This window comes from Salinicola sp. RZ23, from assembly GCF_003206675.1.
Taxonomy (GTDB): domain Bacteria; phylum Pseudomonadota; class Gammaproteobacteria; order Pseudomonadales; family Halomonadaceae; genus Salinicola; species Salinicola endophyticus.
In genome coordinates this window covers 1-24,273 of sequence record NZ_PZJK01000007.1, presented here as the reverse complement: position 1 = coordinate 24,273, position 24,273 = coordinate 1, and the positions used below count along the sequence as shown (strand labels likewise).

General features: G+C 66.6%; 19 protein-coding genes, 1 tRNA gene and 1 pseudogene. 3 read left to right on the top strand and 18 right to left on the bottom strand.

All coding sequences use genetic code 11. From position 1 onward, the window contains the following. Positions 1-70 precede the first annotated feature (70 nt). Complete coding sequence (gene iscR / locus DOM67_RS06265; RefSeq protein WP_110674795.1) at positions 71-556, bottom strand: Fe-S cluster assembly transcriptional regulator IscR; 486 nt, start codon at positions 554-556, stop codon at positions 71-73. Positions 557-677: 121 nt separating this feature from the next. Next, complete coding sequence (locus tag DOM67_RS06260; RefSeq protein WP_110675285.1) at positions 678-1,469, bottom strand: RNA methyltransferase; 792 nt, start codon at positions 1,467-1,469, stop codon at positions 678-680. Between the two features lie 228 nt (positions 1,470-1,697). Here DOM67_RS06260 and DOM67_RS06255 point away from each other — a divergent pair, with 228 nt between their 5' ends. After that, positions 1,698-2,492, top strand: a complete 795-nt coding sequence (locus DOM67_RS06255) for an inositol monophosphatase family protein (protein WP_110674794.1) — start codon at positions 1,698-1,700, stop codon at positions 2,490-2,492. A gap of 234 nt (positions 2,493-2,726) precedes the next feature. On the opposite strand, the gene DOM67_RS06250 is transcribed toward DOM67_RS06255, so the two are convergent. The 7 genes from DOM67_RS06250 to speB all read right to left on the bottom strand — a co-directional run bounded on the left by DOM67_RS06250 (position 2,727) and on the right by speB (position 12,375). Continuing rightward, the gene (locus DOM67_RS06250) at positions 2,727-4,568 is read right to left on the bottom strand and encodes an autotransporter domain-containing protein (protein WP_198651737.1); all 1,842 of its coding nucleotides are present in this window, start codon (positions 4,566-4,568) and stop codon (positions 2,727-2,729) included. Positions 4,569-4,724: 156 nt separating this feature from the next. Beyond that, positions 4,725-6,167 carry an aldehyde dehydrogenase family protein gene (locus tag DOM67_RS06245; protein ID WP_110674793.1) on the bottom strand — a complete coding sequence of 481 codons (1,443 nt, stop codon included), beginning with the start codon at positions 6,165-6,167 and terminating at the stop codon, positions 4,725-4,727. A 21-nt stretch (positions 6,168-6,188) separates the two neighbouring features. Continuing rightward, positions 6,189-6,932, bottom strand: coding sequence for an MBL fold metallo-hydrolase (locus tag DOM67_RS06240; RefSeq protein WP_198651736.1), 744 nt, complete (start codon positions 6,930-6,932; stop codon positions 6,189-6,191). Next, complete coding sequence (locus DOM67_RS06235; RefSeq protein WP_110674792.1) at positions 6,929-8,269, bottom strand: cytosine permease; 1,341 nt, start codon at positions 8,267-8,269, stop codon at positions 6,929-6,931. Before DOM67_RS06235 ends, DOM67_RS06240 begins: the two co-directional genes overlap by 4 nt. 64 nt (positions 8,270-8,333) lie before the next feature. Continuing rightward, positions 8,334-9,923, bottom strand: coding sequence for a 5-guanidino-2-oxopentanoate decarboxylase (locus tag DOM67_RS06230; protein WP_110674791.1), 1,590 nt, complete (start codon positions 9,921-9,923; stop codon positions 8,334-8,336). Continuing rightward, positions 9,920-11,323 carry a sodium:solute symporter gene (locus DOM67_RS06225; RefSeq protein WP_110674790.1) on the bottom strand — a complete coding sequence of 468 codons (1,404 nt, stop codon included), beginning with the start codon at positions 11,321-11,323 and terminating at the stop codon, positions 9,920-9,922. The genes DOM67_RS06230 and DOM67_RS06225 overlap by 4 nt, the downstream gene beginning before the upstream one ends. An 83-nt stretch (positions 11,324-11,406) precedes the next feature. Continuing rightward, positions 11,407-12,375, bottom strand: coding sequence for an agmatinase (gene speB, locus DOM67_RS06220; RefSeq protein WP_110674789.1), 969 nt, complete (start codon positions 12,373-12,375; stop codon positions 11,407-11,409). Positions 12,376-12,552: 177 nt separating this feature from the next. Here speB and DOM67_RS06215 point away from each other — a divergent pair, with 177 nt between their 5' ends. Further along, on the top strand, positions 12,553-13,980 hold the full coding sequence (locus DOM67_RS06215; protein ID WP_110674788.1) for a sigma 54-interacting transcriptional regulator: 1,428 nt from the start codon (positions 12,553-12,555) through the stop codon (positions 13,978-13,980). Between the two features lie 45 nt (positions 13,981-14,025). Here DOM67_RS06215 and DOM67_RS06210 read toward each other — a convergent pair whose 3' ends face one another. From DOM67_RS06210 to queA, 6 genes are all read right to left on the bottom strand, one after another. Next, a complete protein-coding gene (locus tag DOM67_RS06210; RefSeq protein ID WP_110674787.1) occupies positions 14,026-15,162 on the bottom strand; it encodes an AI-2E family transporter in 1,137 nt (378 codons plus the stop codon). 139 nt (positions 15,163-15,301) lie between these two features. After that, positions 15,302-16,213, bottom strand: coding sequence for a protein translocase subunit SecF (gene secF, locus DOM67_RS06205; RefSeq protein ID WP_110674786.1), 912 nt, complete (start codon positions 16,211-16,213; stop codon positions 15,302-15,304). 12 nt (positions 16,214-16,225) lie between these two features. Then, a complete protein-coding gene (gene secD, locus DOM67_RS06200; protein ID WP_110674785.1) occupies positions 16,226-18,073 on the bottom strand; it encodes a protein translocase subunit SecD in 1,848 nt (615 codons plus the stop codon). A 104-nt stretch (positions 18,074-18,177) separates the two neighbouring features. Next, positions 18,178-18,510: a preprotein translocase subunit YajC gene (gene yajC / locus DOM67_RS06195; RefSeq protein WP_106419738.1), complete on the bottom strand. Its 333-nt coding sequence runs from the start codon at positions 18,508-18,510 to the stop codon at positions 18,178-18,180. Positions 18,511-18,624: 114 nt separating this feature from the next. After that, positions 18,625-19,743 (bottom strand): tRNA guanosine(34) transglycosylase Tgt, encoded by a 1,119-nt coding sequence (tgt, locus tag DOM67_RS06190; protein ID WP_110674784.1) that lies wholly within the window; start codon positions 19,741-19,743, stop codon positions 18,625-18,627. Positions 19,744-19,949: 206 nt separating this feature from the next. Further along, positions 19,950-20,984, bottom strand: coding sequence for a tRNA preQ1(34) S-adenosylmethionine ribosyltransferase-isomerase QueA (queA, locus tag DOM67_RS06185; protein WP_110674783.1), 1,035 nt, complete (start codon positions 20,982-20,984; stop codon positions 19,950-19,952). 189 nt (positions 20,985-21,173) lie between these two features. Between queA and DOM67_RS06180 the strand changes: the two genes are divergently transcribed. Next, positions 21,174-21,260 (top strand) — tRNA-Leu (locus DOM67_RS06180). 32 nt (positions 21,261-21,292) lie between these two features. Here the strand turns inward: DOM67_RS06180 and DOM67_RS06175 are convergent. The 3 genes and pseudogenes from DOM67_RS06175 to DOM67_RS06165 form a co-directional block, all read right to left on the bottom strand. Then, on the bottom strand, positions 21,293-22,324 hold the full coding sequence (locus DOM67_RS06175) for a tyrosine-type recombinase/integrase (RefSeq protein ID WP_110674782.1): 1,032 nt from the start codon (positions 22,322-22,324) through the stop codon (positions 21,293-21,295). After that, positions 22,324-23,619, bottom strand: coding sequence for a hypothetical protein (locus tag DOM67_RS06170; protein ID WP_110674781.1), 1,296 nt, complete (start codon positions 23,617-23,619; stop codon positions 22,324-22,326). The genes DOM67_RS06175 and DOM67_RS06170 overlap by 1 nt, the downstream gene beginning before the upstream one ends. A gap of 385 nt (positions 23,620-24,004) precedes the next feature. Further along, positions 24,005-24,273: pseudogene (locus DOM67_RS06165) on the bottom strand (hypothetical protein); the annotation flags it as partial.

Sequence of the window (24,273 nt, the reverse complement as noted above, 5' to 3'; positions counted from 1 at the left end):
CGCCTGTCTAAAGCAAGGTGCTTCTAAAGCAGGGTGCCTCTAAAACAAGTTGCCTCTAAAACATAGTCGCTCAGTGCGACGAAACCGTGATCGTTGCCGGGTCATCCTGACGCGACACCGGCGCCTGGCGCTGGCGTTCGGCGATCACTCGCACCTCTTCCCGGCGTACCAGCTCCTGCAGCGTGATGTCGCTGAGGAAGCGCTGGATCTCGTCGGAAAGATCGCACCATAGATGGTGCGTGATGCATTTGCTGCCCTGCTGGCAGTCGGCCTGGCCGTGACAGCGGGTGGCGTCCACCGACTCGTTGACGGCATCGATCACCCCGGCGACCGAGATCGCCTCGGGGGTGCGCCCCAGCCGATAGCCGCCGCCCGGCCCGCGCACGCTGGTCACCAGCTGCGCCCGGCGCAGACGGGCGAACAGCTGCTCGAGATAGGAGAGCGAAATGCCCTGGCGCTTGGAGATATCGGCCAGGCATACCGGTCCCTGATCGGCGTTGAGCGCCAGATCGAGCATGGCGGTGACGGCATAGCGGCCTTTGGTGGTCAGACGCATCGGAGGAGTCGGCGGTCGCTGCAAAGATGCCGGCATTATGGAAAACCCGAGTAGAACGGTCAACCATTCCCCGCGGCGTCGCGCCACCCCGGCACCCCGCGAGGCGAGCCCGTCGGCGCGCTCACTCGCCGTCGCGTGGCGCCGGGGCGGTGTCGCGCAGGCGCTTGTCCATGGTGCCGAGGATGCCGCGCAGGATATTCATCTCCATGCTGTCGAGATGGGCACGCAGAAACAGCCGGCGCAGGCGTGCCATGAGCTGGCGCGGGTTGTCCGGGTCGTGGAACTCCAGCGTGGTCAGGGTACGCTCGAGATGGGCGAAGAAGCGCTCCATGTCGGCGTGGCTGGCCGGCGGGTTGTCCCAGGCCACGCCGAACGGCTGCGCGGCGTCGTCATCCGCGTCCGGGGCCGCTTCGCGGGTGGCGAGCCATGCCTGGCGGCACTCGTAGGCCAGCACCTGCACCGCCGCGGCGAGGTTGAGCGAGCTGAAGTCGGGGTTGGTGGGGATGTGCACGTGGCGATGGCAGCGCTGCAGCTCGGCATTGGTGAGCCCGGTATCCTCGCGGCCGAACACCAGCGCGACCCGGCTCTGGGCCGGGGTCAGCGCCGTGGGCAGGCTCTCCGCCAGCGCCCGGGGGCCGATCAGCGGCCACGGCAGATGGCGTGAACGCGCACTGGCACCCACCACCAGGGTGCAGTCGGCGACCGCCTCTTCGAGCTGGTCGTGGACGCGGGCGGCGTCGACCAGAGAGTTGGCACCGGAGGCCCGCGAGTAGGCCTCGCGATCCTTGGGGTCGCAGCGCGGTGCCACCAGCGCCAGATCGTCGAGCCCCATGTTGCGCATGGCGCGGGTGGCCCCGCCGATATTGCCGGGGTGGCTGGTGCCGATCAAAACGATACGAATACGGTCGAGCATGGAGCTGTCGGGCCTGGAGGTGTCGGACATGGGTCTGTCGAGCCTGGGAGTGTCGAGTCGCGGGATACCGAGCCCAGGGGTGGCGAGCATGAGAGCGTCGGCCATCGGGCGCAAAGCGGGAAAACGCGTAGTCTAGCATGCCCGTGCTCTGTTAGACTCTGCCGCGCTCTTTAACAGCTTTCGATCCCGCTCTCGATACCGTTCTCGATAGATACCAAGGCCAGATCCATGCATCCGATGGTTCAATTCGCGCTGCGTGCTGCACGTAGCGCCGCTGAACAGTTCGTTCGCATCCGCGACCGTCTCGAAGTCAGCCACGATGAGCAGGCCACCTCCGGTCTGCTGCAAGACACCGCGCGTAACGCCGAAACGCTGATCGTGCATCAGCTCACCCGCGGTTACCCCAAACACGGCGTGTCCGGCCGCTTCACCCCTTACCGTGAAGGCAAGGGTGAGGAGCGCGACACCGTATGGCACATCGAGCCCATCCACGGCGAGTCCAACCTCGGTGTGGGGAGTCGCCAGTTCGCGATCTCGATGGTCTGCCTGGTCAAGGGACGTCCCGAGCATGCGGTGATCGTTGCGCCGTTCAGCGACGACGAGTTCCTGGTCAGCCGCGGCCGCGGTGCCCAGGGCAATGGCAAGCGTCTGCGCGTCTCCAAGACGGTCGGCGTCCCCGGTGCGCGTCTTGCGCTCTCCTGGCCCAGCGAAGAGTACCGCTCGCGCTGGCTGCCGCAGTACCTCACCGTGGTCGAGCGTCTCGGCCCGCAGATCGACACGCTCGTCGGCAGCGGTTGTGCGCTGCTCGACCTGCTCGAATTCGCCGCTGGCCGCACCGATGCCGCCTTCGTGCTCGGTCTCGAAGAGCAGGATCACTGGGTCGGCTCGCTGCTGCTCAAGGAGGCCGGTGCGCTCTCCGGCGCCATCGACGGCTCGCCCAGCGTGGAAGTGGGCGGCACCCTGATGGCTGCCGGCCCGCGCCTCTACAAGGCCCTGGCACAACAGCTTAAAGCGAGCGTCTGAGGCGTCGGTCGCCACGCCCGCAGGGCGCCAGGCGCCGCTGATATAAAGACACCCCGCCGGTTTTGCCGGCGGGGTGTCTCTGTTTTCGGCCCCCTGTTTTCAGTCCCCCGTTTTCCACTCGCGTTTCAAGCTCTCGTTTTCAGCTCACGTTTTCAGGGCATGTTTCCGACGCCGGCGTCTGGATGGCTTGTCTACGCTGCGCGGAAGCGGGGCGCCGAGGGCGCCCCGGCTTGCTCAGATGCGCTTGCCCAGATTCACGAACAGCGTGCTGGTGCGCGCATTGTCGGGATCGACACTGGCGCCGAGCTGGGTATCGATGCCCCAGAGCGTGGCCCGCGCGCCGACGTTGACCTCGACATAGTCACGGTCGAAGGTGAGCTTGGGCACGCGATAGTCGCCCAGCTGCGGCAGGCTCTGCAGGGTCGCCGCGACGCCTTCGCTCTTTTCGAACTCGTGGTTGTAGGTGAGCTGCAGGTAGGGGTTGAGCGTCGGCCCGTGGCGGCGGATCTGCCAGCCGACCCGGCCCACCACCGAATCGATGTCCTGGTCGGGGTAGCTCAGCGAGGTCGACGCCTCTCCCTCTTCGTCATAGCCGTCGAGCTTGACCCGCTGCCAGGTCACACCGGCGATCGGCCCGGTGCGCACGTCGCCCTCGGGGATCGCGAAGGCGCGGAACTCGTAGCCGGCGTTGAGCGCCGCAGTCAGGTTGCTGCCGTCCGGCGAGCCGCGGTGGTGGCGGGTCGCGCTGCCGAGCTGCACTTCGCGGTCGATGTCGTAATCGAGCCAGCTGTAGCTGAGCTGGGCATTGACCCAGGCGCTGTCGGCGTACCAGCCGGAGAAGAGCCCGAGGGTCGTGTCCTTGCGCTGGAAGTCGCCGCGGCCGTCGCCGAAGTCGGCATCCTGATCGCCGTAGCCGACGAACCCGCCCAGTACCAGCCCATCCTGATACCAGTCCACCCCGAACAGCCCCGCCGGCATGCTGGCGTCATACAGATCGCCGGAATCGAGCTGCTGATGCTCGGCGCGCAGATCGCCCCACCAGCGCAGGCCGTTGGCCAGCGGCACCGCGTTCAGGTGCTCGGCGACCCGATTGGCCCGGGAGCGTCCGCTGAGAACCGCCGAATGGGTCAGCAACTGCTGCTGCTGCGGGGCTTCGAGCAGCGAGATCACGTACTCGCCGATGATCCGATGGGTGGCGGTGGTGGGGTGGACGTCGTCGGCGAACACATAGTTTTCGTCGGCGCCGGGGGCGACCAGGGTGTTGGGCGTACACAGCGGTAGCGTCTGGGTACAGGCGCGGTCGGTGACATTGGTGAAGCCGTAGGCGGCGGGCTCGGCGACCACTTCCTGCAGCAGGCCGAAGGTATCCACCGGAATCACCTGGGCGCCGCTGGCGGCGACCGCCGCATAGAGCGCGCTGTTGTACTGCTGCGCCAGCGCTGTGGCACCCGCACTGGTGGCGGGATCGCCATTGAAGCGCGGCGTCAGGCCGAAGTCGGGAATGTTGAACAGCAGCACATGGCGCGCGCCGGCACCTTCCAGCGTGGCGAGAAGACCGGCGGTGCCGGTGACCGCGGTGGTGATGGTGCTCTGGGCGTCGGCACCGCCGGCCACCGCGAACAGATCGTTGGCACCACCCCACACGGCATAGAGGGCATCGCCATCGGCCACACCGCCGGTGCTGGCGAGGTAGGTCGCGACCTGCTCGCTGAGGGCGGGTGCCGCGCCGAACGGGGTCGACGCCGGGGTGGTCACCCGGGCGCCGCCGGCGGCGTAGTCGTTACCGCCGACATTGCTGGGCTGGGCGTTGCTGGCGTAGTGGCCGGCGACCCGTTCGGCCCATACCGGCCCGGGGTTGGTGGTGAAACGGCCGATGAAGGCCTGCTGGCTCGGGGTCAGCGAGAGCGCGCTGCCGATGGCACCCCGGAAGTATCCGGTGTCGCTCAGGCTATCGCCGAAGAAAACGGTGTCGTCGAAGGTGTCATGGAAGCTGGAGGCGGCCAGCGCCGGGAGCGGCAGGGCGCTGGCCCCGACGATCATCCCCAGCGCCAGTTGCCGAGAGCGCGGCATTGGCATGGTGTCGATCCCTTGTGAGCTGTTGTCATGGCGCGTGGGAGTGCAGGCCGGCCCTGATAGCGGGGCGACGAGCGGTTCTCAAACGAGCGTTTACGTTATGACACAGCGCCGCCGCCGCGGCTGTAAGAGAAAGGTCGCATGTCCTCTTGCCGCTGCTCACGCCGGGCCGATCACATGCTTGATCTCCACGTAGCTGGCGAGCCCCCAGGGGCCCAGCTCGCGGCCGATGCCGCTGCGCCCGAAGCCGCCCCAGCCGGCCTGGGGCAGCACCCGCTGCTCGCCGTTGAGCCAGACGCTGCCGGCGCGCAGCGCCCGGGCCACGCCACGCACACGGTCGAGGTCGCCACCGATCACGGTAGCGGCGAGACCGAAGTCACTGGCGTTGGCCAGCGCGATCGCCTCGGCGTCGCTGGCCACGCTGCGCGCGCACAGCACCGGGCCGAAGATCTCCTCCTGCCATAGGCGGCTGGTCACCGGCACGTCGCGATATAGGGTGGGGGCGACGAACTCGCCCTGGGGCGGTAGTTGGCGGTGGCTGGCATCGCGCACCGCGACCAGCCCCTCGCTGGCGGCGAGGGCGAGATAGGCTTCCACTCGCTCGCGCTGCCGGGCGCTGGTCATCGGCCCCATGTCGGTCCCGGCGGCGAGCGGGTCGCCCAGGCACAGGGCATCGATCCGCTGGGCGAGCGCTGCGTAGAGCGCCTCGGCCAGGCTATGGTGCACCAGCAGCCGCGAGGTGGCCGAGCAGATCTGGCCGCTGTTGAAGAAGATCCCTGCCATCACCCAGTCGGCGGCGCTGTCGACATCGGCATCGTCGAGCACCAGGATTGGCGACTTGCCGCCGAGCTCCAGCGAGACCCCGCGGCTGCCGCGGGCGGCGGCGCGCATCACCGTCTCGCCCACCGCGTTGCTGCCGGTGAACGAGAGCTTGTCGATACCGGGGTGGGCGCTCAGCGGAGCGCCGATGCCTTCGCCGTCGCCCAGCAGCAGGTTGAACACGCCGGGCGGCAGATCGATCTGTTCGGCGATCTCGGCCAGGGCCAGCTCCGGCAGCGGCACTACCTCCGAGGGCTTGAACACCACACAGCAGCCGGCGGCGAGGGCTGGGGCGATCTTCCAGGCGCTGGTCACCAGCGGGAAGTTCCACGCTGTGATCAGGCCCACCACGCCGGCGGGCTCTTCATAGATGCGGGCATCGATATCCGCCGCGGGTTCCACCGGGCGCCCCTGGCGCGCTTCCAGGTCTTGCGCCTGGGTGGCGTAGTAGCGATAGCAGGCCACGGCGTCATCGAGGTCGATATGGGTCTCGGCCAGGGCCTTGCCGTTGTTGCGTGCCGTGAGCCGGGTTAGCGTCTCTCGGCGGCTCTCCAGGGCGGTGGCCAGGGCCTCGAGATAGGCCGCGCGGCGCGCTCCGCCGAGGGCATGCCAGGCCGGCTGGGCGTCGCGGGCCGCGTTCACCGCGGCATCGACGTCGGTGGCTGCGCCGGCGGTGATCTCGGCCAGCGTGCACTGCTGGTAGGGGTCGCTCACCGTCAGCCGGCGCGTGGTCGGGCTATCCTGCCAGCGGTTGGCGATGAACTGTTGCGTCAGTCGTTGCATGGAAGCGGCTCCGAAGCGGATTCAGGCGTCGTGGCGGGCGAGCCAGGCGTCGATCAGGGCGTGGCAGTGCTGCCCCGAGAAGCTGGGGAAGTGGCCGCCGTGCACCACTCTCAGGGGCAGTCGGCGCAGTCGCCGCAGGCTGGCGGCGTAGTCGTCGAGATCGCTGTGGTAGGCGTCTTCTATCAGTTCGCCGTCATAGATGATGTCGCCGGCGATCAGGGTCTCGCTCGCCGCTTCCCATAGTGCGATGCCCCCGGGCGAGTGGCCGGGGGTGTGGATCACCTCGAAGCGGCGGTCGCCGAGATCGATCACGTCGCCATCCTCGAGGGGCTGGATCGCCGCCGGTGCCGGAATACGATAACCGCTGTGGGCATAGGGCAGCGGGGGCAGGGTGTCGAACATGGCGTCGTCGAGAAAGCGCGCGGCCAGCGTGCGCGCGTTGTCCGGTGCGGCGAGGATATCCGCCTCGGCGGCGTGCACGTGGCAGCAGTCGAACTCGTGGGCGCTGCCGATGTGGTCGAAATGGGTATGGCTGGCCACGGCGACGATATCGCGCTCGCTGAGCAGGGCCACCCGCTCGCGCAGCGGCACCGCGCCCAGCCCGAAGTCCACCACCAGATCGCGCTGGCGACCACGCACGTGCCAGATGTTGCAGCGATAGAACGGCTTGATCCCCGGTTCGTCGATCAGCGTGATGGCGTCGGCAAGGGGCTGCAGCCGATACCAGCGGGCGGCGTCGCCCCGGGGCAGGCTGAATCCGCTCATGGCGTCGACTCCTCGACGGCGTCGGTCTGCGGGCGCGGCCGGGTCAGCAGCATCGCCCCCAGCCAGTAGAGCGTGCCGGTGATCACGAATACCGGCAGCGAGGCGCCGAACGCCAGCGGTGAGACCAGCGACCAGTAGGCGGCGAGGGCAGCACCGATCAGATAGGCGCCGATCGCCACCGCCGCGGTGGGCCGACCCAGCTGGTGCGGCGAGGTGAGCAGTTCGCGCCCGTAGCCGTCGCGCCCGACCAGGTAGTAGTCGACGATGATCACCGAGAAGGCGGGGATGAACAGCGCCCCGATCAGCAACAGGAAGTTCTGGAACTGATCCAGGATGCCCGGGATCAGCGCGCCGAATACCGTCACCACGCCGATCACCAGCGCCGGCTTCCAGAACGCCATGCCGGGGGAGACGTTCATGCACGACAGCGTGGCGCTGTAGACCGCCATGACGTTGGTGGTCATCACCGAGAAGAAGATCACCAGTGCCGCCGGCAGGCCGAAGCCGAAGCCGGAGAGCAGCCGCGTCGGGTCGTAGGTCTGGGGCATGCCGTTGAGCACCGAAAGCCCGGATACCGCCGCGCCCAGCCCCATCGCCAGCAGCGCCGCCAGCACGTAGCCGATATAGGTGCCCCACACGGCGATGGCGCTGCTCTTGCAGTTGCGGTTGTAGTCCGCCGAGGAGGAGATCCAGGAGAAGGCGGTGGCGATGACGATATCGAAGGCGATACCGAGGGTGATGCCGTTGCGCGCCTCGACCGGCATGTCCAGCAGCGCGCTGACGTCGTAGTGGCGGTTGAGCTGATACAGCACTACCGCCGCCAGCCCGACCATGGCCACCGCCGCCCAGCGCTCGACCCGCTCGATGCCCAGATGGCCGCGCAGCACGATCAGCACTACCACGCTCTCGCACAGGATGGTCATCAGCGCCAGGTTGGAGTAGCCGGTGGTCGCCTGGATCGCGTAGTCGAGACTCATCCCGGCGAGCAGCGCCTGGATCCAGCTCCAGGCGATCAGTACGCCCATGTTGACCAGCGAGATCAGCCGGCTGCCCAGCGGCCCATAGGCGCGGCGGGTCAGCGCCATCGAGGGCAGCCCGGTGCGCTGGCCCATCAGCCCGACCAGCAGCAGCGGCACGGCGCCGATCAGCGAGCCCACCAGTACGCTGCCCATGGCGGTGGTGAAGGGGAGATCCGGCACCAGCAGCATGCCGGTGAGAATGGTGGTGACGACGACATTGGCACCCAGCCACAGGGCGACGGTACCAAAGGCGCCGAGACTCTTGTGCTGATGCTCGTCGAGCGTGTCCTGCCCGAGCAGGCGGTCGAAGAAAGCCATGTTGAGATCCTCGGTCGTTGTCTTTGTCGTTGGGTCTTGCTTGTATGTCCGGGGCGGCCCGGCTTCAGCCGCAGGCCGCTGCCCACGCCGCGGCATCGATCTCGATCAGCCGTGGGGCCGTGCAGGGTGCGGCCAGGGCCTCTGCCAGCGCCGCCGGGTTCGATACGCGCTCGGCGCCGCAGCCGAAGGCCTGCGCCAGTGGCAGGAACGCCGGTGCCGCCGGGTCGACGCCGAGCGGGGCGATGCCGGCGTGGGTCATGGCCTGGCGGATCTCCGCATAGCCGGCGTTGTGCCACAGCAGCAGGGTGAGCGGCAGCGCAAGCTCCACGGCGGTGGCCAGTTCGGCCAGGGTGAACATCACGCCGCCATCGCCGACCAGCGCCACCACCGGGCGCTCGGGGTAGGCCAGCGCCGCGCCGATGGCCGCCGGCAGGCCGTAGCCGAGCGTGCCGTAGCCGGTGGAGGCATTGAACCAGCCGCGCGTTGCCTCGCGCTGGGCCAGATGGTTGCCGGCGTAGACCGGTGCGGTGGAGTCACCGACCAGTACGGCGTCGCGGCGGTGCTGGTCCAGGGCATCGAACAGCGGCACGAAGGGGGCGAAATCCGGCCGGATGGCCAGCGCCAGCGCAGCCTTCAGCTTGGCCACGCGAGCGGCCGCAGCATGCGAACCCGGCGCCAGCCGGGGCAGCAGGTCGCGCATCGCCGCACCGGCCTCGGCCACGATGCCCAGCGCCGGTAGATGGTTGCCGCACAGCTGGCGCGGATCGATGTCGATGCGGATCAGCCGTTCGGGAAGCGTGAAGCCACCATCGAAGGTGACGTCGTAGTCGGTTTCGCCCAGCTCGGTGCCGATCGCCAGCACCACGTCCGCCTCCGCCACCAGCGCGCGCACCTCGGGCCAGGTGGCATTGGCGCCGAGATCGAGCGGGTGCGCCCGCCCCAGCACGCCGCGGGCATTGATGGTGGTCAGGGTGGGAGCATCCAGACGCTCGGCCAGAGCCCGCGCCGCTGCCGGGTCGGCGATCGCTCCACCGCCCAGCAGCAGCAGCGGGCGCCGGGCGGCGTCGAGCCATGCCGCTGCCTGGTCGAGCGCCGCCGTCGCCGCCTGGGGTGGATGGCAGCGCCCGGGCCGCGGCAGTTCTGCGTCGAGCGGCGCATCGAGCAGGTCCCGCGGTATCTCGATGTGCACCGGCCCGGGCCGCCCGGTATGCAGCAGCGTCCAGGCCCGCGCCAGCACCCGTGGCAGATTGGCCGGGTCGAGCAGGGTATGGCTGAACAGGCTGACCCCGCTCAGGGTCTGCTGCTGCGATGGCAGCTCGTGCAGCCGGCCTTCGCCCATGCCCAGCTCGGCGCGCCGATTGACGCTGGAGATCACCAGCATGGGCACGCTGTCGGCGAGCGCCTGGCCCATCGCCGTGGCGATATTGGTCATCCCCGGGCCGGTGATGATGAAGCAGGCCGCCGGGCGTCCGCTGGCGCGGGCATAGCCATCGGCCATGAAGCCCGCGCCCTGCTCGTGGCGCGGCGTGACGTGGCGCAGCCGGCTGCCCTCAAGCCCACGATAGAGTTCGATGGTGTGGACACCCGGAATGCCGAAGACGGTATCGATGCCGAGCGCTTCCAGCGCCCGCACCAGCCAGTGTGCCACGCTCATGCGCGCTGCTCCGGCTGGGTCTCGGCGGCCACGGGGCGGCTAGTATCCGGACGCAGCAGGCTGACCACGACGAAGCTCGCCAGGCTCGCCACCAGACCGGCGTAGATCGGCGAGTTGGCCAGCAGGCCATCCTTGAGCATGAACGCCACAACCCCCAGCGAGCCGGCGGCCATCGCCGCGATGGCGCCGCTGTTGGAGGCCCGCCGCCAGTAGAGGGCGCCGAGGATCGGCACCAGCATGCCGCCGACCAGCAGGTTGTAGGCGATGGTCAGGGCGCCGATCACGTCATCCACCAGCAGCGCGATGACGATGGTGACCAGCCCCATGAGCAGCGTCCACAGGCGGTAGCTCGAGACCCGCTCGCTCTGCGGCCCGCCGCCCAGGGCCGGCAGCAGGTCCCTCGTCATCAAGGTCGAAGCGGCGAGCATGCCGGCGCTGGCGGTGGACATCATCGCGGCCATGGCGGCGGCCACGATCAGCCCGCGCAGGCCGTCCGGCAGCGCCAGTTGGGCGACCGCGGCGAAGGCGTTGTTGGGATCGGCGAGATTGGGCAGGAGCACGCTGGCAGCCACCCCCACCAGCGCGCCGATGGCACCGTAGATCAGGCAGTAGACCCCCGCGGCGGTGCCGGCGAAACGGGCCACCCGGGTCGAACGGGCGGTGAACACCCGCTGCCAGATGTCCTGGCCGATCAGGATGCCCAGGAAGTAGATGACGAAGTAGGTGACGATGGTCGACCAGCCGATCCCGGTGAGCGAGAAGTGCCCCGGCGCGGCGCTGGCGACCAGCGTGTCCCAGCCGCCGGCATAGTGCACCGTCAGTGGCAGCATCAGGCCGAGCATGCCCACGGTCATGATCACGAACTGGACGATGTCGGTGAGCGTCAGCGACCACATGCCGCCGAGGGTGGAGTAGACCACCACGATGGTGCCGCCGATCACCACCCCGACCCAGGAGGGTAGCGCGAACAGCACCGTGACCAGGGTGCCGATGGCGATGGTCGAGGTGACCGCGATCATCAGGTCATAGGCGAGCATCACCGCCGAGCTGACGCTCTTGGCCGCCGGCGTGTAGCGGCGCTCGAGCAGCTGGGTGATGGTGTAGAGCTTGAGCTTGGCCAGCGGCTTGGCCAGCACCAGGCTGAGCACGATCAACCCCAGGCCCAGGGCGCCGCACAGCCACAGTCCGGAGAGGCCGTAGACGTAGCCCAGCTTGACCGTGCCCACGGTGGAGGCGCCGCCGAGCACCACCGCGGAGAGCGTGCCCAGATAGAGCCCCGGGCCCAGGCGGCGGCCCGCCACCAGATAGTCGTCGCTGCTGCGGGCGCGTTTCATGCCCCAGCAGCCGAGGAGCAGCATGCCCGCCGCGTAGAGCGCGACGACGATAAGATCCAGCATCATGACGTTTTACCCTGCCGCCGTGCCGGCGGCGATTGTTGTTGTGAATTCAGATGTGAACGGTGATGACCTGCGACTGGTTGGCGTCAGCGGCGCTTCACGCCGGGCAGCACGCAGAGCATCTCGAACAGCAGATTGGCGGCGACCACCGCGGTCTGGCCGTGGGCATCATAGGGTGGCGAGACCTCGACCAGATCGCAGCCGACGATATCCAGGCCGTGACAGCCGCGGATGATCTCCAGCGCCTGGGGAATGGTCAGCCCACCGATCTCGACGGTGCCGGTGCCCGGGGCGTAGGCGGGGTCGAGGCTGTCGATGTCGAAGCTCAGATAGACCGGTCCGCCGCCGACCTTTTCGCGAATCTCTGCCATCAGCGGTGTCAGGCTCTGGTGCCAGCACGCTTCCGCGGGCACCACCTGGAAGCCCTGCTCGCGGCCCCAGTCGAACTCGTCGGCGGCGTAGCCGGTGCCGCGCAGGCCGATCTGGGCCACGCGCTGGGTATCCAGCAGCCCCTCTTCCACGGCGCGGCGGAAGGGGGTGCCGTGGGCGATCTGCTCGCCGAACATCTGATCGTTGACGTCGGCATGGGCATCGACGTGGATCAGCCCCACCGGGCCGTGCTTCTTGGCCATGGCGCGCAGGATCGGCAGGGCGATGGTGTGATCGCCGCCCAGGGTCAGCGGGATGACGTCGTGGCCGAGCAGTTCGTGGTAGAAGCGCTCGATGATGCCGACGCTCTTCTTGAGATCGAAGGTATTGATCGGCACATCGCCGATGTCCGCCACCTGCAGGCTCTCGAAGGGTGCGGCGCGGGTGGCCATGTTGAACGGCCGCAGCATGCGCGACTCATCGCGGATCTGGCGCGGCCCGAAACGGGTGCCGGGGCGATTGGAGGTGCCGATGTCCAGCGGGATACCGACGAAGCAGGCATCGAGCCCGGCAGCGCTCTGCTGGGTCGGCAGCCGCATCATGGTCGCCGGGCCGCCGAAACGGGGCATCTCGTTACCGCCCAGTGGCTGGTTGAGCGGGGCGCGATCCGTAGGCTGGTGGGACATACCATCTCCTGGGTTGTGATTGTCGAGGGATCGGACATCACCACGCATAAAGCGTGCCAACCGTAACCCATTGATTTTGCGAACCTGCCGACGCGCATTGATGCGTTTTTGTATTGATGTCTTGTCGCTGTTGATTCATTGACGTATCAATGATGCAAAGTCGAATCGGAGACGCCGATGTCTGAGGCCCAAGCGGACCGCGCCACCCTGGGGGCCATGGTCCATACCGCCCAGGACCATCTGTTCGTGGTCGATGCCGCGGGGCGCATCCTCGATGTCAGCCCCGGCGCCGCGACGGTCTATGGCATGCCGCGGGAGGCGCTGTGCGCGACCACCGTGCAGGCGCTGCAGGCCAGCGGCGTGCTCTCGCCCTCGGTGTCGCTCGAAGTGATCCGTACCGGCCAGCCGGCGCAGCTGATGCAGCGCACCGGCACCGGCCGCCAGGTGATCGCGGAGGCGCATCCGGTGTATGTCGGCGGGCGTCTGGTGCGGGTGATCAGCCGCTCGCGGGACCTCACCGATCTGCGTCTGTTGCAGGATGAGTACGCGCTGCTCCAGCAGCGCTTCACCGATCATCTCAAGCGCCACCACGAGGCGCCGGCGGAGACGCCCGCCGAGGCCGGCGAGCTGGTGGTCAAGAGCCGCCTGATGCGCGAGATCACCCAACTGCTCAAGCGCAGCGCGCCGACCGATGCCACGGTGCTGATGCTGGGGGAGTCGGGGGTGGGCAAGACCGCCTTTGCGCGCCAGCTGCACCGCTGGAGCCGGCGCTGCGATGGCGCCTTCGTCGACGTCAACTGTGCGGCGATTCCCGAGTCGCTGTTCGAGTCGGAGATGTTCGGCTACCAGCCCGGCGCCTTCAGCGGCGCGGCGCGACAGGGCAAGGCGGGGCTGCTGGAGCAGGCGCACAACGGCACTCTGTTCCTCGACGAGATCGGTGAGCTGCCGCTGACCATGCAGTCCAAGCTGCTCAAGGTGATTCAGGATGGCTCCCTTACCCGGCTCGGCGACACCCGTTCGCGGCGGGTCGACTTCCGCCTGGTGGTGGCGACCAACCGCGATCTGGCGCGGCAGGTGGAGGAGGGCGCCTTCCGGCTCGATCTCTACTACCGGCTCAACGTGATCCCGGTGACCCTGCCGCCGCTGCGCGAGCGCCGCGAGGAGATCCGTGGGCTGGCGGAGCGCCAGCTGGAACGGCTCAACCGCCGCTACGGCGATGACAAGATGCTCCACCCACGGGCCTGGGCCGAGCTGATGAGCGCCGAGTGGCCGGGCAACGTGCGTGAGCTGGAGAACTGGCTGGAGCGCGCCTGGCTGGCGGCGGAGAGCAGTGTGATCGGCGGCCCGGCGGGGGGTGAGCCGGGCACTGCCGGGGCGCCGCCGTCGCAGCATCCGACGGAACCGGCGAGCGGTGCGCTGCTCGGCGAAGGGGAGGGGCTGAAAGCCGCGCTGGCGGCCCACGAGCAGCGTATTCTGGCCCAGCTAGCCCAGACCCACGGCTCCACCTATGCGCTGGCCGAGCGCCTGGGCATCAGCCAGCCCAGCGTGGTGCGCAAGCTGAAGCGCTACGCCATCACCCTGGGGCGTGAGCGGGGAGACAGTTGAGCGCCCATTGCTCTCATCGATAAGGGCGCGTAGCGATCGGGATGCCTAGCGGTCAGGGTGTTGGCCGGTATAACGGGCGATCAGCCGCGGATTGCCGTAGCCCCAGCGCTCCGCCTCGCTGGGGGCGTCCGGGGCCTCGTCGTCGTGCAGCCACTCGCGCCAGCTGGCGACCAGCAGGGCCATCAGCACCGGGCCCACGAACAGCCCCACCAGCCCCATGGTCTTCACGCCGCCGATCAGGCCGAAGAAGGTGGGCAGGAAGGGCAGCTTGATCGGCCCGCCGACCAGCCGCGGGCGCAGCGTCTTGTCGACCACGAACAGCTCGATTGCGCCCCACAGGAACAGCCCGATGCCGTTGGGCAGGTGGCCGGTGGCGATCAGATAGAGCGAGACCAGCGTGAAGGTGAGCGGGGCGCCGCCGGGGACCAGCGCCATGAAGGCGGTGATCACCCCGAGTACCACCGGCGACTGCACCCCGGCGATCCAGTAGGCGGTACCCAGTACCACGCCTTCGCCGAGGGCGATCAGCCCCATACCGACCACGGTCGAACTGATGGTCGCCGGTACCACCCGCGAGAAGCGCTGCCAGCGCGCCGGCAGGATACGCTCGCCGACGATATCCAGCTGGCGCGCCATGCCCACCCCATCGCGGTAGAGAAAGAACAGCGTGATCAGCATGAACAGCAGGGTGAGCGCGAGATGCACCGCATTGCTACCGAGCGCCAGCACCCAGCGCGAGATATTGCCGATGTGCTCGCCACCCACCAGTTGGAGATAGGACTCCAGCGCATGCGGTTCGGCCAGGTAGGTCTGCCACTGTTCGTGTACCCAACTGCCGATCCCCGGCAGCTCGGCGGCCCAGCCCGGCGCGGGAATGCCGTGCTGATTGGCGGCCAGCAGCCAGCCGATCCAGCCCTTGAGCTCCTGGAAGGCGTAGGTGCAGGCCATCACGATGGGAATCACCAGACACAGGATGATCAGCACCAGGGCGATGCTCGCGGCCAGGGTGCGACGCTGGCCGCAGCGCGCCAGCAGCCAGCGGTAGAGCGGCCAGCTGGCGACACAGATGATCAGCGCGGCGAGTACCGGAATCAGGAAGTCGATGAAGAAGTAGACGCCGGCGATCATCACCAGCACCAGCAGCCAGCGGGCGACGCTGGAATCGGCAAAGATAGGAGCCATGGATCTCCCTGATGGCAAGCGTGGAAGGCGACTCATCATACCCCAGCTCGGCGCGCTGGCGTCGAGTCTCGAGCGCGGCGGCTGGCATGAAAAAGGCCTCTCCTGAGAGAGGCCTTGGGTCCGGCATACGTCTCGCGGCTCAGGGCAGCTCTTCTTCGCCTTCGACGTTCTCCTTCTTCGCCGGGATCAGGTCCTGGCGCTCCAGCTTGAACACCAGCAGCAGCGCTGCGGCGACATAGACCGAAGAGAAGGTACCGGCGACGATCCCCAGGATCAGCGAGATCGAGAAGTTGTGGATCATGTCTCCGCCGAGGAAGAACAGCGCGAACAGCACCAGCAAGGTGGTGCCCGAGGTCGCCAAGGTACGGGACAGGGTCTGGTTGATCGCTTCGTTGAAGATCTGCGCCATGTCGTCGCTGCGCGAGAGCCGAATGTTCTCGCGGATACGGTCGTAGACGATGATGGTGTCGTTCAGCGAGTAGCCGATGACCGCCATGATCCCGGCCAGCACGGTGAGATCGAACTCCCACTGGAACAGCGCGAACAGCCCCAGCACGATCACCACGTCGTGGACCAGCGAGATCAGCGCGCACAGGGCGAACTTGTACTGGAAGCGGAAGGCGACGTAGATCGCGACCCCGGCCATCGCCACCAGCATGCCCAGACCGCTCTGGTCACGCAGCTGGCCGCCGACCTGGGCGCCGACGAACTCGGCGCGGACCAGGTCGATCGAAGCGCCTTTGGCGTTGAGCGCGGCGACCACCTGATTGCCGACATCGTTGTTGAAGGTCTGCTGCAGGCGCACCAGCACTTCGTTGGCGGCACCGAAGGTCTGGACCTGGAAGTTCTCGAAGCCGTGGCTGGCGAGCAGGGCGCGCACGTCATCCAGCGAGGGCGCGGTGGCGTAGTGCAGCTCCACCACGGTGCCGCCGGTGAAGTCCAGACCCAGGTTGAGGTTGAGCAGCACGAGGGCACCGACCGAGACGATCGTCAGCACGATCGAGACGATGAAGGCGATGCGGCGTTTGCCCATGAAATCGAATTGGCGCATGGCTCGCGTCTCCTAGATCCAGAGTTTCTTCAACGGCTTGCCGCCGATGGAGAGATTGACGAGGGCACGCGACACCATGATGCCGGTGAACATCGAGGTCAGGATGCCGATCGACAGCGTCACCGCGAAGCCCTTGACCGGGCCGGTGCCTATGGAGAACAGCACCACCGCCACCAGCAGCGTGGTCAGGTTGGCGTCGACGATCGAGGTGAAGGCGCGCCCGTAGCCGGCGTGAATCGCTTGCTGTGCCGGTGTCTTGCGCCTGAGCTCCTCGCGTATGCGCTCGTAGATCAGCACGTTGGCATCCACCGCCATCCCCAGCGTGAGCACGATACCGGCGATACCGGGCAGCGTCAGCGTGGCGCCCAGCAGCGACATGACCGCGATCAGCAGGGTGAGGTTGACCGCCAGGGCGACATTGGCGATGACGCCGAACGCCTTGTAGCGGATCAGCATGAAGGCCACCACCAGCAGCCCGCCGACGATCACCGAGAAGATCCCGCGCTGGATGTTCTGCGCCCCCAGGCTTGGTCCGATGGTGCTCTCCTGCACGAAGTAGATCGGCGCGGCGAGCGAACCGGAACGCAGCAGCAACGCCAGCTCACGCGCTTCGGTCGGGGAGTCCAGACCGGTGATGCGGAAGCGGTTGCTCAGTGCACTCTGGATGGTCGCCAGGCTGATGATGCTGCGCTCGGTGGAGGGGATGTGTTCCACCACCTGCTTGCCATCCTTCATCACCGTGCGTGTCTGGGTCTTGTGCTCGATATAGAGCACCGCCATGCTGCGGCCGATATTGGTGCGGGTGGCCTGGTTCATCAGCGAGCCGCCGGTGCCATCCAGGTTGATGTTGACCTGGGGGCGGCCGTTCTGGTCGAAGCCCTGGCTGGCGCTGGAGACGCGGTCACCGGTGATGATCACGTCACGCGACAGGGTCGCGGTGCGCTGCGGGTTGTTGCGGAACGGGAAGGTCTCGGTCTCGGAAGCCGGCGCATCCGGGCGCGCCTCGAGACGGAACTCCAGGTTGGCGGTGGCGCCGACGATGCGCTTGGCTTCGGCGGTGTCCTGCACCCCCGGCAGCTCGACCACGATACGGTTGGGGCCCTGGCGCTGGACCAGCGGCTCGGAAACCCCCAGCTCGTTGACGCGGTTGCGGATCGTGGTCAGGTTCTGCTCGACGGCGTAGTCCTGAATGTCCTTGATCGACTGCTCGGTGAGCGACATGTCGAGGAAGGCCCGGCGGCCCTCTTCGCGACTCTGCAGCTGGAACTCGCGGAAGTTCTGCCGGATCTGGTCGCGGGCGGCGTTACGATCCTCGACGTTGGCGAACTCGAGATGCAGCGCGTTGCCGTCGATCTCGGTGCCGCGGTAGCGGATGTGCTGGTCGCGCAGGTCGGCGCGGATCGCGCTGGCGGTGGCTTCCAGACGCTGCTTGACCGCGGCTTGCATGTCCACTTCGAGCAGGAAGTGCACGCCGCCGCGCAGGTCGAGGCCGAGTTTCATCGGGGTCGCGCCCAGGCTGGTCAACCACTCGGGCGTGGAGTCGGCCAGGTTGAGCGCCACGGTGTAGTTGTCGTCGAGCGCCTTGTCGATCGCGTCGCGCGCGGGTAACTGCTGTTCGGCGTTGTCGAGACGAATGAGGGCACTCGAGTTGCCGGTCATGTTGGCCGACTTGACCGCGATGCCGTCGTCGGCGAGAACTTGGGTCACACGCTCTAGCTGCTGGCTGTCCAGGGTGCCATTGGTCGTGCTGATCTGAACGGCGGGGTCCTGCGGATAAAGATTGGGTAACGCGTAGATGACACCGACGGCGAAGACGATGAGTATCAGCAGATACTTCCACAGGGGGTAACGATTGAGCATGGAAGCCCTGTCCTTTCATTCAATGACGATCGGGGGGATCGTCGTGCGAAGACTGTCGCGGAAATGAGGCAGGCCACCGGCGGTGATGCCGGTGGCCCGAAGGATTACAGCGACTTCAGGGTACCCTTGGGCAGGACGGAGGCCACGGCGCTTTTCTGCACGTTGACCACGGTGCCTTCGGCGATTTCCATGCTGATGAAGTCGTCGGTCACCTCGGTGATGCGGCCCATCAGCCCGCCGCCGATGACGATTTCGTCACCCTTGGAGAGGTTGGAGATCAGCTGCTTGTGCTGCTTGGCACGCTTGGACTGCGGGCGCCACAGCAGGAAATAGAAGATCAGCACGAAGCCGACCAGCATGATGATCTGGGCAATGCCACCACCGCCAGGTGCGGCTGCATCCTGGGCGTGTGCCGCAGGGATGAAAAAGTCCAGCATGGATGGTTCTCCGAAGTTGCGCGATGAAAGTCGCGAGAGTTGCGATGTGAACGGGTGATACGTTACGAGACTTACCAGGCCCGCCGGCGTCGCCACCGGCCAGCCCGTCTCTTGTCAGTCGACCCCAGGCGGTACGGGAAGCCCCCGCCGCCGATAGAATTGTGCTACGAAGTCGGCCAATGTACCCGCTTCGATAGCCCCGCGCAAACCGGCCATCAGGCGCTGGTAGTAGCGCAGATTGTGGATGGTGTTGAGCATCGAGCCGAGCATTTCGCCGCACCGATCGAGGTGGTGCAGATAGCCGCGGGAGAAGTGCTGGCAGGTGTAGCAGTCACAATCCGACTCCAGTGGCCGGGTATCGTGACGGTGGGTGGCGTTACGAATCTTCACCGTGCCTTCGGCGGTGAACAGGTGGCCGTTGCGGGCATTGCGGGTCGGCATCACGCAGTCGAACATGTCGACCCCGCGGCGTACGCCTTCGACCAGGTCCTCCGGCTTGCCCACGCCCATCAGATAGCGTGGCTGCTCTTCCGGCATCCACTGGGGCAGATAGTCGAGCACGCCGATCATCTCCTCCTTGGGCTCGCCCACCGAGAGACCGCCGATCGCCAGGCCATCGAAGCCGATCTCGAGCAGCCCCTCCAGCGAACGCTTGCGCAGCTCCGGGTACATGCCGCCCTGGACGATGCCGAACAGCGCCGAGGGCGAGTCGCCGTGGGCCTCGCGCGAGCGCTTGGCCCAGCGCAGCGAGAGCTCCATCGACTTCTGTGCCTCCTGCTCGGTGGCGGGGTAGGGGGTGCACTCGTCGAAGATCATCACGATGTCCGAGCCCAGCGAGCGCTGGACCGCCATCGACTCCTCCGGACCCATGAATACCTTGGCGCCATCCACCGGCGAGCGGAAGTGCACGCCCTGCTCGGTGATCTTGCGCATGGCACCCAGCGAGAACACCTGGAAACCGCCGGAGTCGGTGAGAATCGGACCCTGCCACTGGGAGAAGTCGTGCAGGTCGCCGTGACCCTCGATCACCTCGGTCCCCGGGCGCAGCCACAGGTGGAAGGTGTTGCCGAGAATGATCTCGGCGCCGATCGCCTCGACGTCACGCGGGGTCATCCCCTTGACCGTGCCGTAGGTGCCCACCGGCATGAAGGCGGGGGTCTCCACCGTGCCGCGGGGGAAGGTCAGGCGGCCGCGCCGGGCGCGGCCATCCTGGCCCAGGCGTTCGAACTTCATGAAGCTTTCGTGTCGCATAGAATTCTCTGTCTCTCGGCGCGCCGGCAATCGTGCGCAACGCTTGGGGCCACTCGGGGCCCGCTGAATGTCTTTCTTTCTATCTCTCTACGCTCGGCGACCTGGCTATCTCGCTAGCGCTCGGCGACCCTGCGATCGGCTCTCTCTTGCTCAGGTCACCGGCACTTGGGCGATGCGTGCCCGGACGATCACGCGTCTTGGCGCGTGAGGAACATGGCATCGCCGTAACTGAAGAAGCGGTACGCCTCCTCCACGGCAGCGGCATAAGCGCGCATCACGCTCTCATAGCCGGCAAAGGCAGAGACCAGCATCAGCAGCGTCGACTCCGGCAGGTGGAAGTTGGTGACCAGGGCATCCACGCAGCGCCAGCGATAGCCGGGATAGATGAAGATGTCGGTTTCGCCGCGGTAGGGCGCCAGGCGGCCATCGTCCTGGCTGGCGCTCTCCAGGCAGCGCACGCTGGTGGTGCCGATGGCGACGACACGCTTGCCCGCCTCCCTCGCCCGGTTGACGCTGGCGCAGACCTGCTCGTCGACCTCCAGCCACTCGCTGTGCATATGGTGCTCGCGGATATCGTCGACGCGCACCGGCTGAAAGGTACCGGCCCCCACGTGCAGGGTGACGAAGGCGATCTCGACCCCCTTGGCCCGCAGCGCCGCCATCATCGCCTCGTCGAAGTGCAGGCCGGCGGTGGGCGCGGCGACCGCGCCTTCGCGGCGAGCGTAGACGGTCTGATAGCGCTCGCGGTCGGCGAGTTCGTCCTCGCGGGTGATATAGGGTGGCAGCGGCATATGCCCGTACTGTTCGAGCAGCGCGATCAGCGGGGTCTCGCCGAGGAAGCGCAGCTCGAACAGGGCGTCCTGCCGGCCTTCGACCACAGCGTGGATGCCGCCTTCGAAGATCAGCTCGGTGCCCGGCTTCGGCGACTTGCTGGCGCGCATATGGGCCAGGCCGCGATGGGCATCCAGCGGGCGCTCCAGCAGCATCTCCACCTTGCCGCCACTCGCCTTCTGGCCGAACAGACGTGCCGGGATCACCCGCGTGTCGTTGAACACCACCACGTCGCCGGGTTCGAGATGTCCGAGCAGATCGGGGAAGCGTTCATGCGCCAGCGCCCCGGAAGGGCCATCGACGCACAGCAGGCGGCAATCGGTGCGCTGCTCGGAAGGGTAGCGAGCGATCAACTCGTCGGGGAGATCGAAATGGAAGTCGGCGCGCTGCATGGCACTCATGAATCGGCGAAAAAGGAATGACGTGACCGCAGGCGACCGCGGCCACTCGAAACAGGCCGCTGACGCGGCATCGAGGGCCGGCGGGCAACCCTCGCGAGGGCGCCATGATAAAGCAGGCGGGGAGCGAAGTCAGCGCAGTGATTGACGCAAAGGCCGGGGTCCGTATAATGCCACTCCGCTGCCGGCGTGGCGGAATTGGTAGACGCAGCGGATTCAAAATCCGCCGCTGGAGACAGTGTGTCGGTTCGAGTCCGACCGCCGGCACCATGTAAAATCAAGCACTTAGCATTCCCTTCCCCTCAGCTTGATTCTTCCCTTTTTTGGAAAGTGTCCACTTTTTGTCCACACAGCTTTGGCGCGTACTTGATCGCGTCCGTCAGGTGATCGGGCGACAGGTGTGCGTAGCGCATCGTCATCGTAATGGTCTGGTGCCCCAGAATCTTTTGCAGCGTTAATACGTCTCCGCCATTCATCATGAAATGGCTGGCAAAGGTGTGGCGTAACACGTGCGTTCTCTGCCCCTTGGGGAGCTGAATCCCCGCCTCCTTGATCGCATCCGAAAACGGGTTATAGCCCGTGGTCGGGAAAAGTCTACCGATGCGCCGACCGTGCGCGACCAGCGTCTGATAAAGGTCCTGGGGCAGCGGGATGGTGCGGTTACGGCCGTTCTTGGTGCCGGTGAAGGTGACGCGACCATCGCGGAGGTTTTCGGCGCGCAGATATTGGGCTTCCGACCAGCGGGCACCGGTTGCGAGACAGAGCCGGGTGATCAGAGCGGCATCCTTGTTGGTGCGGCGGTCCAGGATCGCGAGGAGGTCACGTATCTGCGATTCGGTGAGGTAGCTCAACTCGGTTTCGTCGACCCTGATCGGCTGGATGCCGGCAAAGGGATTGGAGAGGTGCCACTGGCCGAGCTTGGCCACGCGATTGAACACGGCCCGTAGATGCGCTTGATCGTGGTTGGCTGTGGTCGGGGTAATGCCTTCCGCGAGCCGTAGCTGGCGAAACCGGGCGGCATCCATCGGTGTGATGGTGCGTGCCAGTGGGTTGCCCATCTTGTTGGCGAGCGCCAGGAGCTGATGATAGCGACGCTTACCGTCCTTCAGCGAGACGCCGTGGAAGTCGTACCACATCTGGATGAGATCAGAGAGACGGCGGTTGTCACGCTTGGTGGGCGTGTAGCGGCTGCCATCGGCGACCTGAGCCAGTATCTTGCCTTCGAAGCGCCTGGCTTCGGCCTGGGTCTTGAAAATTCGGCGTACGCGCTTGCCGTCACGGCCGTTGGGCCGAAGATCGACTTGCCATCCACCCTTTGTTCTTTTTATCGCCATTAAGCCGCCTTGCCGAGTAATCGCCTCTCTACCAGCCGTTGTTCGATGAGCTGGCGTAGCTGTCCCGCATCCAATCCCCGTCGGCGGTAGTAGTTGGCGATGTCGTCCCAGGCCCCGCAACGGGAGAGCCCTTGCATGGCTTGCTGGATAGTGAAGCCCTGGCGTGCGTAGAGGGAGATGAGATTACCCACGACCAGGGCGACGTTCTTTTCGTTGCCGAGTCCCGGGGCCTTTCGCGCTCGCTTGTAGAGCAGGTGCGGTTCGTGATCGTAGAAGCGGGCGTCTTCCTGCAGGAGTTGCCATGCGCTGTCGATCAGGTCACGCGAATGGTCGAGGCGATACTTGCCCATGGCGGTGCGCCAGAGGCCGGTGAGGTGGGGCACGGTGTCGGTGAAGCGCTTGAAGCCGTGATCCATGTCGAGGCATTCGCCGGTGTCGACGTTGCAGGGGGTGCCCTGGGCGAACTCACGCAGCACCGACTGATGAAAGCGCATCTCGATTCGCCACACGTCCCGCTCGGGATCGTAGTCGGAGGCCATGGGGTCATCGCTGGCCGCTTTCTGCCAGATGCTCTCCCAGAAGTGGATTTTGTCGCGGTAGTGGGCCTCCTTGGTCTTGTTGTAGATGCAGCATTGGAGGGCGCCCGCGGTGCCGAACATGAAGGTTTCGGCGTTGCCGTAGGAGGTGGCGATGTGGCCGTGGTTGAAGCTGAAGTCGTCGATGCCGTTGATGCGCGTGACTTTCTTAGAGCGGGTGACGAAGCGTTCCATGAAGTCGGCGGGGGGCTGCCAGCCCTGAACGTCTAGCGCGAGGTGCACGGCACAGCCCATGGGCTCGACGTAGGCGAGGAGCTGCTTGGCGATGCCATCCATATAGGCTTGCACGTCGGTGGTGCTGTGCTCGTGGATGAAGTGCGGGGAGAGCTCGATCTTGAGGTGGGTGCCGATGTCTTCGGCCTTCACGTGCCGGGCGTAGAACAGGACGATGACGCCCAGGTCGTTGTTCTGCAGGCGGTAGCGAAAGCCGCTTTGGGTGTTGCCCGCGCCGACGCTCCAGGTGGTGCCGAACAGGTCCATGGTGGCGCCCCGGCCTTCGCGGTAGACCTCGATGATTTGATCGAAGAGCGCCATGCAGGGCTTCCCGGCGTAGAGCTGACGCACGGTGTCGACGCCGGCGTGCAGGAGTTTGATGTTGCCGTGGTTGCGCTGTCCCTTGGGACTGATGAACAAACGCCCCTTCTCGTCCTGCGTGCCTTTGGCGAGCGATGCCAGCGAATAGCGTTCCCAGGTCTTCATTGTCGAATACTCCAAAACTGTACGTAGTGAGCCGTTATGGTCAGATCGATAGTTAGTTAGCGAGACGTGTTACAGGGAGGGTCTCGCCGGGATGGTCTGTTCATCTCTCGTTGGAGCGCGATGTGTGATGGTGTCGCCATGGGTGTACGTGATCGTGCAGTCTTCACCGCGATTGCGATGCGACTTGCGGTGGTTAGTGATGCCCAGGTAGTGAAAATCTCGGCCGCAGGTATGGCAGTAGCAGTTTTTTTCGCGAGTGACCCTCATCTTTCACCTCTGTAATCAGTGGGTTGGGTAGTTGATAGGTCGACTACCGATGCCCGACGACAGATTCGTCTACCCCCACTCACTAGTCGTCGGTCCCCGGCAGTCCGTGTTGATCCCCTCATGACGTGATGCCTCCAGTGACCAGGGTGATGACGACCAGATGCAGCGGGTACCAGGAGAGCCGCAGGGGGCGCGGTATGGCCGGGACCGGTATGCGCCAGGAGAGAGACCCGTTGGCCAGCAGGATGAGCACGACGGCGGTAGCGAGGCTGACGACCATGCGGGCCGGGGTGGCGTTGATGAGGATCGAGGCGAACAGGACCGGAAGGGCGGCGGCGGTGTGCTGGGGATAGCGGAACGCCAGGGCGAACGTGGGCACCAGCAGCA